Origin of the sequence: Pseudomonas sp. NPDC079367 (assembly GCF_044542195.1) — a bacterium.
Classification (GTDB): domain Bacteria; phylum Pseudomonadota; class Gammaproteobacteria; order Pseudomonadales; family Pseudomonadaceae; genus Aquipseudomonas.
On record NZ_JBITTW010000039.1, the window covers coordinates 1 to 16,080 of the forward strand.

Below are 16,080 nucleotides of genomic sequence, written 5' to 3' on the forward strand. Positions count from 1 at the left end.
GCTTCGTGGCCCTGGCCAAAGCCGGTCGCGAAATGATGAAAGGCCGCAACGGCAGCCTGCTGACCCTGTCGTACCTGGGCGCCGAGCGCACCATGCCGAACTACAACGTAATGGGCATGGCCAAGGCTTCGCTGGAAGCTGGCGTGCGTTACCTGGCCGGTTCCCTGGGCCCGGACGGCACCCGCGTCAACTGCGTATCGGCCGGCCCGATCCGCACCCTGGCAGCCTCGGGCATCAAGAACTTCCGCAAGATGCTGGCCGCCAACGAAGCGCAAACCCCGCTGCGCCGCAACGTCACCATCGACGAAGTCGGCAACGCCGGCGCCTTCCTGTGCTCCGACCTGGCATCGGGCATCAGCGGTGAAATCATGTACGTGGACGGCGGCTTCAACACCACCGCCATGGGCAACATCGAAGAGTAATCTTCGCTGGCCAGAAAAAACCCGTCGAATGACGGGTTTTTTTGTGTCCGCAGGAATGGCCCCGCGCATTACATAACTACCGCCCGCCCCGCCCTCCACCGCTCGACAATCGGCGCTTGATGCCTGTCAGCCGCCATGGAGAGCGCAAATGAACGACACAGTGCAACCCGCGTCACCGCAACAGACCTTGCTGCAAAACCTGATCGATGAGTTGATCGCCGTCCCGGTCGTCAAGCCCGAGGACGCCGAACGTACACTGGAGGTTCCGCGCGGTTGTTTGCTGCGCGAATGGATGGAGTTGTACTGGGCGGCCCTCGAACGCCCGGAATTTCTCGATTGGGCCAGTCGCTTTCATATCGATCTGGATACGTTGCGCATCAAGGGCGCCACGCTGGAGGCGCGAGCCCAGACGAATGGCACCGCGAATGTACGCACCTTCGCTCTGAACGATGATTCCGGCTGGTGGCAGGTCGCACCGGCGCTGTTGTGGATTGCCCAGCGTATTGACCCCGGCGAAATGGGCCTGCCATATATTGGTGGCAAATCGGCCAACCCGTTGTACCGCTTTCCACGTCAGATCGCGCTGGCTTTCTATGGTTATCCCGAGCCGCAGAACGAAGCTCAGACGAAAGTGATTGTCGCTGAATTGAAGGCCAGCGGCCTCGCTGCGATTGATGAAAATGGTCACACCACCTCGGCCGTGATTAAGGAACGCAATGCCCAACTGGAGGACTTCCAGGTCATCGCCGACACCCTCGAAACCGTGTTGAAGACCCACGACCCCTTCGAACAACGCGGCATGGAGGACACCCCGGTGTCACTGACCTCCTCGTCGGTTTCGGCCAGTCGTGGCGGTCCGCGTTTCAAGCTTGGCCCGTTGCTTGAACGCTACGCCTTGCCAATCCCTGAGGATGCCGATCAAGCCAAAGCGCTGGTACAACGTCTGCGTAACCACCGATGGCCGGCGCTGCCGCATGTCAGCGAATACGTGCAGACTGGCAGCCCTATCCTCAGTTACCGGCATGGTTTCGCCAATGTTGAAGACGGTCGGTATATCCTGCGCCGACTGCAAGCGCTGTGCTGGAACAAGTCACCGATGGCGACAATCGACCTTGAGGAATTCAGCGAGCCCCATCCGGATTCGGCGCTGGTCGAGTGGATGGCGCTGGGTCAGCAGGAACTGCGCACATTCGGCGCCCGTCCGGCCTTTCAAGCCATTCTGAAAAAACACAGCCTGCCCGCTGATAGCCCCTTGTTGCTCAGCGCAACCGGTCACGTCGGTACGGCCAGCGACCACGGCTGGATAACCCTGACTGCGGAGGTGGAAAAACACGCCAGTCTGAAAATCTATCGCGATCGTCTCAAGGTCAAGGCTCGTGAAGCCGGGGGTGCCTTTCGTGCCAGCGGCAAGGTCACGCTTGGGCAAATGCTGCGTTTTTATAAGCTGCCTTTGCCGGGAACTGTCGAACAAGCCCTCGGCTTTGTGAAATGGGACCCGATCAACCTGCACATGCGCCCCGGCCACATGAATCATTGGTATCTGCTGGGCCAGCCCGGCAAACAAACCGAGCGTTTTACCGCTGAACAACGCCAGCAGGTCATCGACACCACTCAGGCATTTCTACCCAAGGACGCGGCGCCACTGATTGATTACCTGAGCGAAGGCGTCGATACCGATCTGCCTTTGGCCAGCCTCAGCGCCAACGCCGATTACCTGATCGGCCGCATCCTCATCACCCAACGCGCTCAGGCTTTGGGCAACCAGCTACTGGAGAAAATCGCGCGACCCGCCCAGCCCAAGGAGCTGCTGGCCACCAATCGCGATCGCTTGTTACTCGCAGCGCTGCTGCTCAGCCTTGATCCGAAAGCCGGCGAACAGTCAGAGCAAATCATCGGCCAAGCGGTAAATGACAGTTTTTACTGGGGCGAACGGTATGCCGAGGTTCGGCGTTTCCTCGACCAGCAATTCGGTCTCGCGCTGATAAAAAACAAATCGCTGGCGACCCATCTTTTGTTATCGGGCATCGCCCCTGAGTTTTTGATTCGCGATATCCCCGCTTCATTCCAGTACATGAGTTGCGTACGCTGGGTCCGGTTCAAGCAGGTGGTGCTGTATATCGAAGACCGCATACCCGGCGTCGCACGCCTGATGCCCTATGCGCAATTGATCAGCCTGACCCATGGCCCGGCCCCGGCGGACTTCTACCGTTTCTTGCGCAGTGACGTGTGTACTGCGGTCGTTCTTGATTGGGCGGTTGCCAGAGGCGTGGTCCAGCGAGACGAGGAGAATCCTGACAGCCACGCCGCGACGCTGAAGCGTGCCGAGAGTATCTTCCGCGACCATTGTCGGAGGATGCGCAGTTTCTCGCAGCGGGCTTTTCTGGCGAAATGTCCCACCCCATCGACCGTCGCACTCGCTGATCTGCGCAAGGTGTTTATCGATAATCCGCATCTGGAAGAGCAGGTTCTGTTCAACCCGGCGTCGGGTGACAAACACTTCTCGCTGAGCGAGTTGCATGTGGCCGGCAAGTTGACCGGCGATTTGCAGGGATGGCAATCGAACCATGCCGAACTGCAACTGCCGCCGGTCAAAGCGCCTCTGGCCCGGCTCAGCGTGGTGTCGAGTTTGTTTCGTGCGGCCCTGAGCGCGCGCCTGCGACAGATGAAAGACGCCCATGTCGCTTTCATCAAGGATGCTTTTTGCCGGTTGCCATTGGCGCAACGGCTGGATATCGAAGACAACGCCCTGGAGTTGTTTGCCCTGCAACTGCCAGCGCCGGCAAGCACCACCAAGACTTCGAAGCCGGACACCGAGACCGCGCCGTTTGCCATCATTGCCTTGCTGCGTGGATCGACGCCGAGGGTGTACGAAATCTTTACCCGCCGATCCGCTGTCTTCTTGCGGCGCGATATCGATATTGCGCGGCTCGCGCCCTCCACCCCCGATGCAAAGGCGCAATCGCTGCCCTTCGATGCCGAAGCCTATCGGCGCGGAACCCTGCCAGTCGCCAACAGCAAATGCGAAGCGCTGCTCACCCGCCTCGACATCGAAGGCGCGCCGCTGGCAGTGCAGTCGCGCAGCGACGTCCCCGATACATTTGCCTCCAACAAGGTCAACGCCATCGCCAGTACGGCTGTGCGACACCTGTTTGGCGCTCACGAACGCAAAGCGCTGCAAGAAGCACTGATCGCGCCTGCGCTAAAGGATATACAAGCCAATCAGGAGAAATGGCTGAATTTTTACGCGACGTTGAGCCCACCGAAAAGTTGATGCCTGCCGCATTGAGGACGCAGTGGGTCAGTTGATTCACAGGTTGACTGGCCACGGCGCTAGCGCCAGCAGGCTGGTTCGCACAGGGTTTTGGGGTAAGCCTTGGTTGGATGTCAAACGATAAACAGTGTGGGAGCCCAGCCTGCTGGCGATCAGGCCTTGATCAACAGCGCTTCAACGCCTGTTTGTGCGCATACATCGCCCCATCTGCATCGGCCAGCAACCGGTCTACGGTGTCGTGGCGCCTGGGATCGTATTCGATCTGGCCGACACTGAAGCGAATCGCATAACCGCGGTGCAGCGTTGCATTGCGCTCCTCAAGGATTTCCTTGAGCCGTGCCATGATTCGCGTGGTTTCGACGTGGCTGGAGCCGGTCAGCAACGCGACGAACTCATCGCCGCCCAGGCGCCCGACCACGTCGCTCTCGCGAAAGGCAATGCGCAACACATCGGCGAAAGTCTTGAGCGCGCTGTCACCCTCGGCATGCCCGTACAAATCGTTGATCTGCTTGAAGTCATTGAGGTCGAAAAACAGCAGCGTCGCCGGCCGGTTCAAACGTGCGCAGGCGTCCAGTGCATGCTGAGCCAGTTGCTTGAAACCGCGTCGATTGGACAGCAGCGTCAGTTCGTCCATGCTCGCCATCTGCACCGCCATCAGCTCTTGCTCAGCCATCTCTGCCAGGTCGCGCAACAAGGCGCGCTCTTCGTCATCAAGGTTGCGGGGTTGGGTGTCGATCAGGCACAACGTGCCCATTTTGTTACCGTCAGGCACGGTCAGCGGGTAACCGGCGTAAAAACGGATGTTCGGCGCGCCGGTGACCAGCGGGTTGTCATGAAAGCGCAGATCTTTCAGCGCGTCAGGCACCAGCATCAGCTCGTTCTGCAAAATTGCATGGCCGCAGAATGAGACATCGCGCGACGTCTCGGTAGCATCCAGCCCCACACAGGATTTGAACCACTGGCGATCCTTGTCGACCAGCGTGACCAGGGCGATCGGCACGTTGAACAAGCGCTTGGCCAAGCGTGTCAGACGATCGAAACGCTCTTCGGGGGCCGAGTCGAGATTGAGGCCGTGCAGCGCATCAATACGGGCAGCTTCGTTGGCAGGTTTTCCGGGCACCAGCATGCACACACTCCGTAGGCAGTCATGTGTTCAGCGTAGCGCTAAATCGATGAAGCTTCACATTTGCGCCACCGGACACGGCCCACCGGCATCGATCCACAGCTTGAACTGCGCGACGAAAATATCGTGCGGCACCGGTACCGGCGCGCGCCCCGCCCCGGGATTCCAGCCCCAGAGCACCAGCTTGTCTTCGCTGACATGTTTTAACAGCGCGGCAAAATCGCGATCGCCGTTGCTCGCGCGGTCCTTGATCATTGCGCACAGCTTGTCCGAGGGCAGGCCGATCCAGGCCATTTTGTGCGCCGCTGGCGGCAGGCTCCAGTGCGGCGCGCCCGGCGGCGCATGGGGGCCGTAACTGGCCGGCGGATTGCTTTCAGCGTGGCAGGTCGCGCAGGGCAAACCGGCAGCGCCCTTGCCGTCCATGCCGCGCACCACATTCATCGCGTGGGGGATGCCGGCGTCGAACTGCAGCGGCGAATCGCCGGGAATGTGGCAGTTTTGGCAGCGCGGGCTCTGAAAGACTTTCTGCACCGTGCCAAAGGCTTTCAGAGCTTCCTGATCTTCGGCAAACAGGTCCGAGGCATAGCCACCGAGACCGAGCAAAACGACGGTACCCAACACAAGATGTCGTTTCATCTCACACCCCTGCCAGTTGCAGTGGCAGTTCACGCAGGCGTTGCCCGGTCAGGGCGAACACCGCATTGGCCACGGCCGGCGCGGTTGGCGGTACGCCGGGCTCGCCGATGCCTCCGGGCTTTTCTGTGCTGGGGACGATATGCACTTCCACCGCCGGCATTTCGTTGAGCCGCAACACCTGATAATCGTGATAGTTGGACTGCATCACGCCGCCGTCCTTCACGGTGAGCTTGCTGTGCAGCGCCATGCCGAGGCCGAAGGTGATGCATGATTCCATCTGCGCGGTAATGCTCTGCGGGTTGACTGCAATGCCGCAGTCCACGGCGCAGACCACCCGATGCACACGGATCACCAGATTGTCCTGCGACACCTCGGCAACCTGAGCCACGTAGCTGCCGAACGACTCGTGCACCGCCACACCGAGGGCATGTCCGTCGGGTAGCGGTGCGCCCCAATTGGCCTTCTCCACCGCCAGATTGAGCACGCCGAGATGGCGCGGGTGCGCCTTGAGCAACGTTCGCCGGTACTCCACCGGATCCTTGCCCGCCGCCGTCGCCAGTTCATCGATCAGCGATTCCATGACGAAACCCGTGTGGGTGTGGCCGACCGAACGCAGCCACAACACATTGATGCCGGTCTGCGGCGAATGCAGGTCGACTTGATGATGAGGCAGATCCTTGATGTAGGGGCTGTCGGCCACGCCTTCGACCGAGGTGGCATCGATGCCGTTCTTGACCATCGCTGCCTCGAGCATCGTCCCGGCCATGATCGACTGCCCCACCAGCACATGCTGCCAGCTCATCGGCAAGCCGTCAGCGCCCAGCCCGACCTGGGCCTTGTGCAAGTACATCGAGCGGTAATAACCGCCGCGAATGTCATCTTCACGTGCCCACACGGTTTTTACCGGCAGGCCCGCTGCTTTTGCGACTTGCACGGCTTCGGCGACGAAGTCCGATGTCGGATTGGCACGGCGACCGAAGCCACCACCAAGGAATTCGGTGTGAATCTCGACCTGCTCGGGCTTGAGCCCGGTGATCTTGCTGGCGACCATTTGGTCCAGCGTCTGAAACTGCGTGCCGGTCCAGATCTCGCATTTGCCGGCACTGATCTTCACCGTGCAATTGAGCGGTTCCATCGGCGCGTGGGCCAGATACGGCACGCTGTACTCGACGTCGATCTTCTTCGTAGCCTTGGCGAAATTGGCTTTGGCGTCCCCAGCCTGAGTGGCAGAGGTGCCCGGCGTCGCCGCCAGTTTGCGGAAACTCTCCAGCAGTTTTTCACTGCTCATGTCGGCCAGCGGCCCGAGATCCCAATCGACCTTCAGAGCATCAAGCCCCAGTTTCGCTGCCCAGAAATGCTCGGCCACCACCGCTACTCCGCTGGGCACCTGCAGCACTTTGTGCACGCCGGGAATGGCCAGCGCTGCGGCGCCTTCAAAGGATTTGACCGTGGCGCCAAACACCGGCGCACGGGCGACCATGGCGGTCATCAAGCCTTCGAATTGCACATCCATGCCGAACTTGGCACGACCGGTGATTTTTTCCGGGGTGTCGAGGCGTTTGGTTGGTTTTCCGATGACTTTCCAATCCTTGGCTTCCTTGAAGGTGATGGTTTTTGGGTCTGGTACCGGCAGCTGCCCGGCGGCATCGGCCAGTTCGCCGTAAGTCGCGCGCTGGTCCCCGGCGATCACCACGCCGGATTCGGTGCGAATCGTCGACGGCGCGACGTCGAAGCGTTTCGCGGCAGCTTCCACCAGCATCTGCCGCGCCGTCGCCCCGGCCAGTCGATAACGGTCGAACTCCATCCAGGTCGACGTCGAGCCGCCGGTGATCTGCATGCCGCCAAACGCCGGCAAGCCGTAGTCGGCCGCCGAGGCTGGCGAGTGCTCGACGCGGATGTTCGACCAGTCGGCGTCCAGCTCTTCGGCAATGAGCATGGTCAGGCCGGTCCAGATGCCCTGGCCCATTTCCGAATGGCCGAGCAGCACGGTGACGCTGTTGTCCGCCGCGATGCGCAGGAACGCGTTGGGTGCGAACGTCTTGTTTTCGTTCTCTGCCGCTCTGGCAAAGCGATTGGCCCCAGGGACCACAAACGCCACCATCAGACCGCCGCCCACCACGGCGCTGCCTTTGAGAAAACCCCGACGCGTTAGCGGACTGTTCATCGCCTATCTCCCCCAGAAAAATCAGCCGATGTCGGCGGCGCGTTTGACCGCTGCGCGAATGCGCGGATAGGTGCCGCAGCGGCAAATGTTGCCGGAGAGCGCCTGATCGATATCGCTGTCGGTGGGGTTGGGGATTTTCGCCAGCAACGCGGCGGCGGACATGATCTGCCCGGACTGGCAGTAACCGCACTGCACCACATCGAGTTCGGCCCAGGCTTGCTGTACCGGGTGCGAGCCATCGGTGGACAAGCCTTCGATGGTAAGAATTTTCTGCCCGTGGGCGACGGCCGTGGCCGGGGTGATGCAGGAACGTAATGGCGCCCCGTCAATGTGCACGGTACAGGCGCCACACTGGGCCATGCCGCAGCCGAACTTCGTCCCGGTCAGGTGCGCTACATCGCGCAGAACCCAGAGCAGCGGCATGTCCGCGGGGACATCGAGCTCCTGATCCTTGCCATTGATATTCAGGGTCAGCATCGGGTGATTTCCTCAGACTCACGGTGTTGCGAAGGGGTGTCGCTGTGGTCACAAAACCTACGGACGCCCGCGCTTATCCCTTTCAGCAAAGCCTAAATTGCGCAGCAAGCGAGACGTTGTGACCAGCGGTCATGCAAAGGCCTCGCGTTGTCTGAAACGACGCCTTCGCGAGCAAGCCCGCTCCCACATGGTCCAGAGGTGGATGCAAGGACTGTGAACATCGGTGAAACCTGTGGGAGCGAGCAGAATTACTCCCACAAGAACTGACGGTCGACGCATGGATCGTGAACATCGGTGAAACCTGTGGGAGCGGGCTTGCTCGCGAAGGCGTCTGTTCAGTCAGCTCAGCTGTGACTGATACACCGCTTTCGCGAGCAGGATTACTCCTACCGGGACGCGTCGGGATGTTCAGGACCGCGATGAGTTTGCTAATCCTCTTGCCGCCCCTTACCTTCACGATCCCCCCGGTAATGCCCAGCCAGCGGAAAATCCGGCAGCCACGATTCGCGGCGTACCGTCCAACTCTCATAAGTCGGCTTCAACTGATCGGCCGCATCCAGCGCGCCGAGGTTCACCTCGACCTCGTCGCCACTACGGTTGAATACCGATGAGCCACAGCGTGGGCAAAAGTGCCGCCCTTGGTACTCATGGGTTTCGCCGCTGATTGTCAGCGCATCTTCAGGAAAAATCGCCGAGGCATGAAACAGCGCCCCATGGACTTTGCGGCAGTCGAGGCAATGGCAGACGCCGACTCGGTAAGGCTCGCCACTCGCTTGAAAACGGACATCGCCGCATAAACATCCGCCGGTAAATGTCGTCACGGTTTATCTCCTTTGCGATTTTGATAAACACAATCGCCAGATCGCGTTTAAAAACACCCTCAGTGCTACGCCACGCAGCCTACTGCAGCTTGCGATATTTCTTCGAGCAGACCTGTTCGGGCCGATCTACGGCACCGCAATCCATTCGCGGACTGACTACGCTGATCATCCAGCCTGCAACCTGCAGAGGATGATTGCCATGCAACGCATTCAGAAACTCACGCCGTGCCTGTGGTTCGATGATCAGGCCGAGGCCGCTGCGGCATTTTATTGTTCGATCTTCGACCATGCGAAAATCACCGCCCTGACCCACTACAGCAAGGTCGGGCAGGAATTTCACGGGCAGCCGGAGGGTACGGTGATGACCGTCAGTTTCGAGCTCGACGGCCAGTCGTTTACCGCCCTTAACGGAGGGCCGGTGTTCACCTTCAACGAGGCGATTTCGTTCCAGGTCAATTGCCAGAATCAGGAGGAAATCGACCACTTCTGGGGCAATCTGTCGGCCGGCGGCCCGGTCGAAGCGCAGCAATGCGGCTGGCTCAAGGACAAGTTCGGCGTGTCGTGGCAGATCGTCCATGTCGGCTTTCTGCAAATGCTGCAAGACCCGGACCCGCGCAAGTCGCAGCGGGCAATGCAGGCGATGTTTCAGATGAAAAAGCTCGATGTCGCTGCACTGCAACGGGCATTCGACGGCCAGAGCTAATACACTCGGGCGCTGACCTGCCGGGATGATCACGATGAAACACGCCGCTGCGAAAAACCCCGAGAAAGCCCCGCGCTTCTGGCGCGACGACGGCCTGCCCTTCATCGAAGCGCGGGCCATCGCTGACGGTCGCGAGGTCTGTTATGCGCGGCACTCCCACGCGCACTTTTCCATCGGTGCGATCACCGCCGGGCGCAGCACTTATGTGCATGAGCAAGCGCAGTATCAAGTGGCGTCCGGCACCGTGGTGCTGATGAATCCCGGCGATGTACATGCCTGCAACCCGATCGATGATCAGCCGTGGTCGTACGTGATGTTGTATGTCGAAACGCCGTGGCTGACAGATTTGCAGCATCAATTGGGGTTTGCGGCGGAGCTGGAATTTCGACGTTTTTCCGACACGCATCTGACCGATGCCGAGTTGTTCGCCAGGTTGATAGGGTTGTATGAGGTTCTGGTTGACGATCAGTTCGAGGTGCTGGCGAAACAGAGCGCGGCGGTGGAGTGTTTCAGTGATTTGCAGCTGCGTCTGAATCCCGCTGATCAGCCAATACGTGAACCGAATTTCAAGCTGCAACGCGCCGCTGATTTCATCCGTGAACATTGCACCGAGGTGCTGAGCCTCGAGGCAATCTGTGCGGCGGCGCAGCTGTCGCCGTCGTACCTGATTCGCGCATTCAAGCAGCGTTACGGGATGACGCCACATGCCTTCGTGGTCAACCAGCGCATCCAGTTCGCTCGCGAGCGCTTGCGCAACGGGCGGTTGATTGCCGATGTGGCGTTGGAGGCCGGGTTTGCCGATCAGGCGCATTTCCAGCGGGCATTCAAACAACATCTGGCGGCGACGCCGGGGCAGTATCGCGGCTGAGTTTTATCTCCCGTACATGCAACCCCCTGTAGGAGCTGACGAGTGCAACGAGGCTGCGATCTTTTGATCGTAAAAAGCAAAGTCAAAAGATCGCAGCCTCGTTGCACTCGTCAGCTCCTACAGAAAATCAGGTGATCAGCAGATAACCCGCACTCACCGCCAGCAGCAACGCCATTACCCGATTGAACCAGCGCATCCCCGCCGCGTTGCTCAGATAGCCGCGCAAAAACGTTCCGGCATAGGCCCAGCAGCCCACCGACAGATAGCAGATCACCAGATACACCGCCGCAAATTGCCAGACCAGCCGCGCCTCGCCGTCGGCGACAAACGCGCCCATGCCGGCTACGCACGCCAGCCAGGCCTTGGGATTGAGCCATTGCATCACCGCGCCGTAGAGCATCGACGGCGCGCGGCCGGACTCGCTGGCATGCAACTGGCCGTCATCGCTGGCCAGTTTCCAGGCCATGAACAGCAGGAACGCCACCCCGGCCCATTGCACCACGCGCGTCATGAACGGCCACAGTTGCAGCACTTCATGCAGGCCCAGGCCCATGAGCACCAGCAACAGCACAAACCCCAGCGTCGCCCCGGCCACGTGCCGTTGGCTGGCGCGAAAACCGTACTGCGCGCCGGAACTCAACGCGACGATATTGACCGGACCGGGGGTGATGGATGCGGCCAGGGCAAACGCCGCCATGGAAAGAATCAGACTCATTGCACACCTGCTTCAAACGAGGAACAAGGTGGCTACGGTAGCGAGCGGCGGGGTTGCGGTATTGAAGAAAATGCCCCTGAGGATGCGAATCCTCTGGCGAGAGCGAGCTTGCTCGCGAAAGCGGTGTGTCAATCAACCCGGTGTTGGCCGGGCTGACGTCTTCGCGAGCAAGCCCGCTCCCACAGAAGCACTCAGGCCAGACGCGGCACGGTGAAGCGGAATTCGCTGCCCTGCCCCGGCTCGCTCTCGGCGACGATCTGTCCGCCGTGAGCTTCGACGATACCTTGGGTGATGTACAAACCCAGGCCCGTACCGGTCGGGTTGCCTTCCTTCACGGTCCAGTAGCGATCGAACACATGCGGCAAGTGCTCTTTGGGAATGCCTTCGCCGCTGTCACGCACGATAAAGACAATTTCGTCGCCCACCGATTTGGCGTGCACGCCCACCGTGCCCATGCGCGGGGTGAATTTGATCGCGTTGCCGACCAGGTTCGACAGCACTTGAAACAGCCGCTCTGGGTCGGCGTGGATGCGCAAATCAGGATCAGCCTGGAATGAAATGCTGATGTCCTTGTCATGGGCCAGCGGCGACAGCAGCGACTGCGCCTCTTCGAAGATAAGCCCGACGTCCAGCGCTTGCGGGGTGATCGAATAGCGCCCGGCGTCGATTTTCGAGGTATCGAGCAGGTCTTCCAGCAGCGTGTTCATCCGCGTCGTGGCCTGTTGCATGGTGTCGATCGCCGTCGAAATGCGCCGCGAGGTGTGCGCGCCTTCGGAACTGAAGGCCTTCTGCATCATGCCGCAGAGCATCGAAATCACCGTCATCGGGTTGCGCAGATCATGGGAAACCACCGCCACCAGTTCGTCGCGCGCACGCACGGCCTCCTGCTCACGGCGCACCTGGCGGGCCAGGTCGTTTTCCAGCGCCGAACGACGCAGGTCGTTGGCGGCGAACAGATCACCGTGGCTCCACTTGGTGGAAATCCCGGCCATCTCGACTTTCCAGATCTCGAACGAGGTGCGCGGACGCAGGCGCAGGCCCGCGTCGGAGTTTTCCAGATCCAGCGGTTTGCGCGGGTCGCCGCTCCAGTTGATGTTTTCCTTCGCTTCCGGACGGAACCACAACACGCCGTTGTCCACCGGTTTGGGCAGGCTCATGGCGAGCACACCGCTGGCAACCGACTGGTAATGCGCGGCTGGCGGGTAGACGCTGGACAGGTGATGACTGGCAAACACCGGCTCGCCGCGCGCCTGCAGCCATTTGTGCAATGCACGGATCGCTTCCGGCTCGGGGCAGTTGCCGTAACGGTGCAATTGCTTGTCTTCGATGATCGCGATGCCGCCGGCATTGACCAGCGCCATCAGCGTCGCCGGCTGCTGAGCGAGGCCGTCGAACACGTTCTGCGGCGAATCGATCATCGCCTGATTGAGCAATGCCAGCGCCTCGACCTTTTCTTCGCGCTGACGGGTCAGCTCAAGGGTTTCCATCGCACTGATCTGCAGCGACAGCACCTGGCCGATGGTCTGGCAGGCCATGCGCAATTCATGCGGCACGTGCAGCGGCTGGCGGTTACCGCAGCTGATCAAGCCCCAGAGCTTGTCGCCCTTGAGCAGGGAAATGCTCATCGACGACAGCACGCCCATGTTCTTCATGTACTGGCAGTGAATCGGCGAGACGCTGCGCAGCGTGGCGAAACTCAAGTCCAGCGGAGTCTGCGTGTCGGGGCGCAATTTCGGCACCAGCGGCACCGGCTGATAGTCGGCGTTGGGGATGATCCGCAGCCAGTTGGTGCGATACAGCTCGCGCGCCTGCTCGGGGATGTCCGAGGCCGGAAAGAACAGGCCGTTGAACACTTCCATCGACGGATCGGACGCTTCGGCGATGACCTGACCGTGGCCCTCCTCCTCGAAGCGATAAATCAGCACCCGGTCGTAACCGGTCATTGCCTGGATTTCCTTGACACTGATGTCGTACAGGGCCTGCAGCGTGGTCGCCGCTTGCAGGCGCTGGAGCATGCGCCCCAGGTGGGTCTTGACCCCGGCGACATTGCGCGGCTCGAAATTTTTTACGTGGATCTCAAGCTCAAGAATCAGCACACCCTGATGCCGGTGGAGCAAACCTTCAAACGCGGTGCCGTTGAGTTCGAAACGCAGCGGCGCCGCCTCGGAGAACGTCGCCTGCTGCAGGGCTTCGAGCACTTGCGCGGTGTGTTCAACACCGATCAGGCTGTGCAGCGGCTGGCCGATCAGCGATTCGGGCGCGCGGGCCAGCAGGGTTTCGACATTGGCGCTGACCTGGATGATCTGCAACGCAGGCTCGGTCAGGGTCAGCAGCAAGCCATGTGGTTGAATCGCGCCGGGAAAGCGGATCGGCTCGTCGGCACAATTGGCCAGCAGTTCTTCAAAGGCTTGTTGGTCTTGCAGGTTCATGCCAGTACCTCCTGGCGTTCGAGCCACTGCTCGAAACAGCTGAATGTGGTTTGTGCAGCGCTGACCACGGCCGCGCGCTCGCTGACATCCATGGCCCGGTTGCTCAGGTATTCGATGAACTCGCGCCAGCGCCGCCCGGTGGCCGCGCCGTAGACATCAAGGAACGCGGCGCCGTTTTCGGCATCCAGATTCAGCCGCGCGGCGATCTCTCGGCGCAGAATCTGCCCGCCGAGGGTCGCGCCTTCAAGCACGTACAAGACCCCAAGGCTGGCGGCGCTGGAGTCGATTACCGGCAAGTCCTCGCACAGCGGCAAATCATTGGCGGTCGCGCCCAGCGCGCGCAGGTCGGCGTGCAAGGTTTCAGCCTTCAAGCGAGGCGTCAGATTGAAATCGTCCGGGACTACGCCGCTGGCCAGCAACGCCCGTTCCAGCGGCTGATAAAAACCATAATAGGCCGCCATCAAGCGCTCAAAAGCGAGGGTATCAAGGGTGTCGGAGAAAAAAGGAAGGCGTTTTTCCAGTGCGATGTGCAGTTCGGCTGTGCCGGCCCGCAGATCCTGCAGCACCGGTGGCACATAAACCTCACGGGCCTTTGCTTGCATGTAGATCGCTCTTGGTGGGACCCGGCAGGGGCCATTCTGGGTGGGCTCGACGTGGGGAGGAATTTATCACGACAGACAGCGTTTCTGCCTGCCGGGACGATTATTTCTGCCGAACCGCGACCCTATGACACGTTGAGAGTGGCGCCGGATCAAAAAAGTTCGACCCGCGCCACGTCTGCCAATCTCAGGGCTTGAGATCGGGATCGCTGTCCAGATTCTTCTGCTGCACGGCGTCGATATTGCCCGGCGGGTTTTGCGCCGGGGCCTGATTGATGCCCGGTGGCGGCGTGAGTTGCAGCACTTTGCTGGTGTAGCGCCACTCCTCCATGACCTTGTCCGGATGCTCGTTCAGGCGCGTGCCATAACTGGGCACGATCTGGCGCAGCTTGTCCTGCCACGGCGCCGAGGCCAGTTTGTCCTTGAACACCTTGCCCATCAGATCAAGCATGATCGGCGCGGCGGTCGAGGCCCCCGGCGAGGCGCCGAGCAGCCCGGCAATGCTGCCATCCCTGGATGCGACCACTTCGGTACCGAGCTTGAGCACTCCACCCTGCTGCTCATCCTTCTTGATGATCTGCACGCGCTGGCCGGCCTGCCACAGCCGCCACTCTTCTTTCTTCGCGTGCGGGAAGTAGGTGCGCAGCGCCTCGAAACGGTCGTCATCGGACTGCATCAACTGGCCGGCGAGGTATTGCACCAGATCGAACTCGCGCACACCGACCCGAACCATCGGCCAAAGGTTGTGCAATGTCGTACTGGCCGGCAGATCGAAATAGGAGCCTTCCTTGAGAAACTTGGTTGAGAACGTCGCGAACGGCCCAAACAGAATCACCCGTTTGCCATCGAGCACCCGCGTATCGAGGTGCGGCACCGACATCGGCGGCGCGCCGGTCGATGCGATGCCATACGCCTTGGCCATGTGCCGCTGCGCGACCTCGGGGTTGTCGGTGACCAGAAACGAACCGCCCACCGGGAACCCGGCGTAGTCTTTCGCTTCCTCGATACCGGACTTCTGCAGCAGCGGCAACGCCGCCCCGCCCGCGCCGATAAACAGGAATCTGGCGTCGGTGGCGGCCGTGGTGCCGTCCTTGAGGTTCTTGTACTCAACGTGCCACGAACCATCATCGTTGCGCGTAATGTCGCGCACTTCCGTGGACAGCTTGAGGTTGAAGTTATCGCGGCTTTGCAGATGGCTGACGAACTGCCGGGTGATCTCGCCGAAATTCACGTCGGTGCCGATCGGCGTCCAGGTGGCGGCGATTTTCTGCGCCGGGTCGCGCCCTTCCATCATCAGCGGCACCCATTGCCTGATCTGTTCCGGGTCTTCGGAATACTGCATCGGCCTGAACAACGGGCTGGCCTGCAGCGCCTCGTAGCGTTTCTTCAGGAAACGGATGTTGTCGTCACCCCAGACGAAACTCATGTGCGGCGTGGAGTTGATGAACGAGCGCGGATTCTTCAGCACCCCGGTTTTGACCTGCCAGGCGAGGAACTGCCGGGTGATCTGGAACGCCTCGTTGATCTCGACAGCCTTGGTGATGTCGACCTTACCGTCCTTTTCCGGTGTGTAGTTGAGTTCGGCGAGCGCCGAATGACCGGTGCCGGCGTTGTTCCAGCCGTTGGAGCTTTCCTCGGCGACCTGGTCAAGGCGTTCGACCATTTCCATCGACCAACCCGGCTCCAGCTCACTGAGCCACACCGCCAGTGTCGAACTCATGATGCCGCCGCCAACCAGCATCACGTCGACCCTTTGGGTTTGTTCGGTGTACGCCTGGCCAATGCCGACCGAGAGGGTCAAGGCGACCAGTGCGCATTTGCGCATCGGATGATTCATGAAGGCCTCCTTGGG

General features: G+C 60.8%; 12 protein-coding genes and 1 pseudogene. 4 read left to right on the top strand and 9 right to left on the bottom strand.

Features of this window, described 5'->3' with window-relative positions; all coding sequences use genetic code 11:
• A pseudogene (fabI, locus tag ACIGDJ_RS22985) lies at positions 1 to 422 on the top strand (enoyl-ACP reductase FabI); the annotation flags it as partial.
• A 148-nt stretch (positions 423 to 570) separates the two neighbouring features.
• Positions 571 to 3,693: a hypothetical protein gene (locus ACIGDJ_RS22990; RefSeq protein WP_397479648.1), complete on the top strand. Its 3,123-nt coding sequence runs from the start codon at positions 571 to 573 to the stop codon at positions 3,691 to 3,693.
• 163 nt (positions 3,694 to 3,856) lie between these two features.
• Here ACIGDJ_RS22990 and ACIGDJ_RS22995 read toward each other — a convergent pair whose 3' ends face one another.
• The 5 genes from ACIGDJ_RS22995 to ACIGDJ_RS23015 all read right to left on the bottom strand — a co-directional run bounded on the left by ACIGDJ_RS22995 (position 3,857) and on the right by ACIGDJ_RS23015 (position 8,914).
• Positions 3,857 to 4,819, bottom strand: coding sequence for a sensor domain-containing diguanylate cyclase (locus tag ACIGDJ_RS22995; RefSeq protein WP_101159061.1), 963 nt, complete (start codon positions 4,817 to 4,819; stop codon positions 3,857 to 3,859).
• A 54-nt stretch (positions 4,820 to 4,873) separates the two neighbouring features.
• Complete coding sequence (locus tag ACIGDJ_RS23000) at positions 4,874 to 5,452, bottom strand: hypothetical protein (RefSeq protein ID WP_397479647.1); 579 nt, start codon at positions 5,450 to 5,452, stop codon at positions 4,874 to 4,876.
• Position 5,453: 1 nt separating this feature from the next.
• Complete coding sequence (locus ACIGDJ_RS23005) at positions 5,454 to 7,616, bottom strand: molybdopterin cofactor-binding domain-containing protein (protein ID WP_397479646.1); 2,163 nt, start codon at positions 7,614 to 7,616, stop codon at positions 5,454 to 5,456.
• A 21-nt stretch (positions 7,617 to 7,637) separates the two neighbouring features.
• On the bottom strand, positions 7,638 to 8,093 hold the full coding sequence (locus tag ACIGDJ_RS23010) for a (2Fe-2S)-binding protein (protein ID WP_101159063.1): 456 nt from the start codon (positions 8,091 to 8,093) through the stop codon (positions 7,638 to 7,640).
• Positions 8,094 to 8,521: 428 nt separating this feature from the next.
• Positions 8,522 to 8,914 carry a GFA family protein gene (locus ACIGDJ_RS23015; RefSeq protein WP_313002618.1) on the bottom strand — a complete coding sequence of 131 codons (393 nt, stop codon included), beginning with the start codon at positions 8,912 to 8,914 and terminating at the stop codon, positions 8,522 to 8,524.
• A gap of 199 nt (positions 8,915 to 9,113) precedes the next feature.
• On the opposite strand from ACIGDJ_RS23015, the gene ACIGDJ_RS23020 reads away from it, so the two are divergent.
• Both ACIGDJ_RS23020 and ACIGDJ_RS23025 read left to right on the top strand, forming a co-directional pair.
• A complete protein-coding gene (locus ACIGDJ_RS23020; protein WP_397479645.1) occupies positions 9,114 to 9,617 on the top strand; it encodes a VOC family protein in 504 nt (167 codons plus the stop codon).
• A 34-nt stretch (positions 9,618 to 9,651) separates the two neighbouring features.
• Positions 9,652 to 10,485, top strand: coding sequence for a helix-turn-helix domain-containing protein (locus tag ACIGDJ_RS23025; RefSeq protein ID WP_397479644.1), 834 nt, complete (start codon positions 9,652 to 9,654; stop codon positions 10,483 to 10,485).
• A gap of 127 nt (positions 10,486 to 10,612) precedes the next feature.
• Here ACIGDJ_RS23025 and ACIGDJ_RS23030 read toward each other — a convergent pair whose 3' ends face one another.
• The 4 genes from ACIGDJ_RS23030 to mqo all read right to left on the bottom strand — a co-directional run bounded on the left by ACIGDJ_RS23030 (position 10,613) and on the right by mqo (position 16,065).
• Positions 10,613 to 11,200 carry a LysE family translocator gene (locus tag ACIGDJ_RS23030; protein WP_101159066.1) on the bottom strand — a complete coding sequence of 196 codons (588 nt, stop codon included), beginning with the start codon at positions 11,198 to 11,200 and terminating at the stop codon, positions 10,613 to 10,615.
• Between the two features lie 191 nt (positions 11,201 to 11,391).
• Positions 11,392 to 13,629: an ATP-binding protein gene (locus tag ACIGDJ_RS23035; RefSeq protein WP_101159067.1), complete on the bottom strand. Its 2,238-nt coding sequence runs from the start codon at positions 13,627 to 13,629 to the stop codon at positions 11,392 to 11,394.
• Positions 13,626 to 14,231, bottom strand: a complete 606-nt coding sequence (locus tag ACIGDJ_RS23040; protein ID WP_101159068.1) for a biliverdin-producing heme oxygenase — start codon at positions 14,229 to 14,231, stop codon at positions 13,626 to 13,628. Before ACIGDJ_RS23040 ends, ACIGDJ_RS23035 begins: the two co-directional genes overlap by 4 nt.
• A 184-nt stretch (positions 14,232 to 14,415) precedes the next feature.
• The gene (gene mqo, locus ACIGDJ_RS23045; protein WP_397479643.1) at positions 14,416 to 16,065 is read right to left on the bottom strand and encodes a malate dehydrogenase (quinone); all 1,650 of its coding nucleotides are present in this window, start codon (positions 16,063 to 16,065) and stop codon (positions 14,416 to 14,418) included.
• Between the last annotated feature and the right edge of the window lie 15 nt (positions 16,066 to 16,080).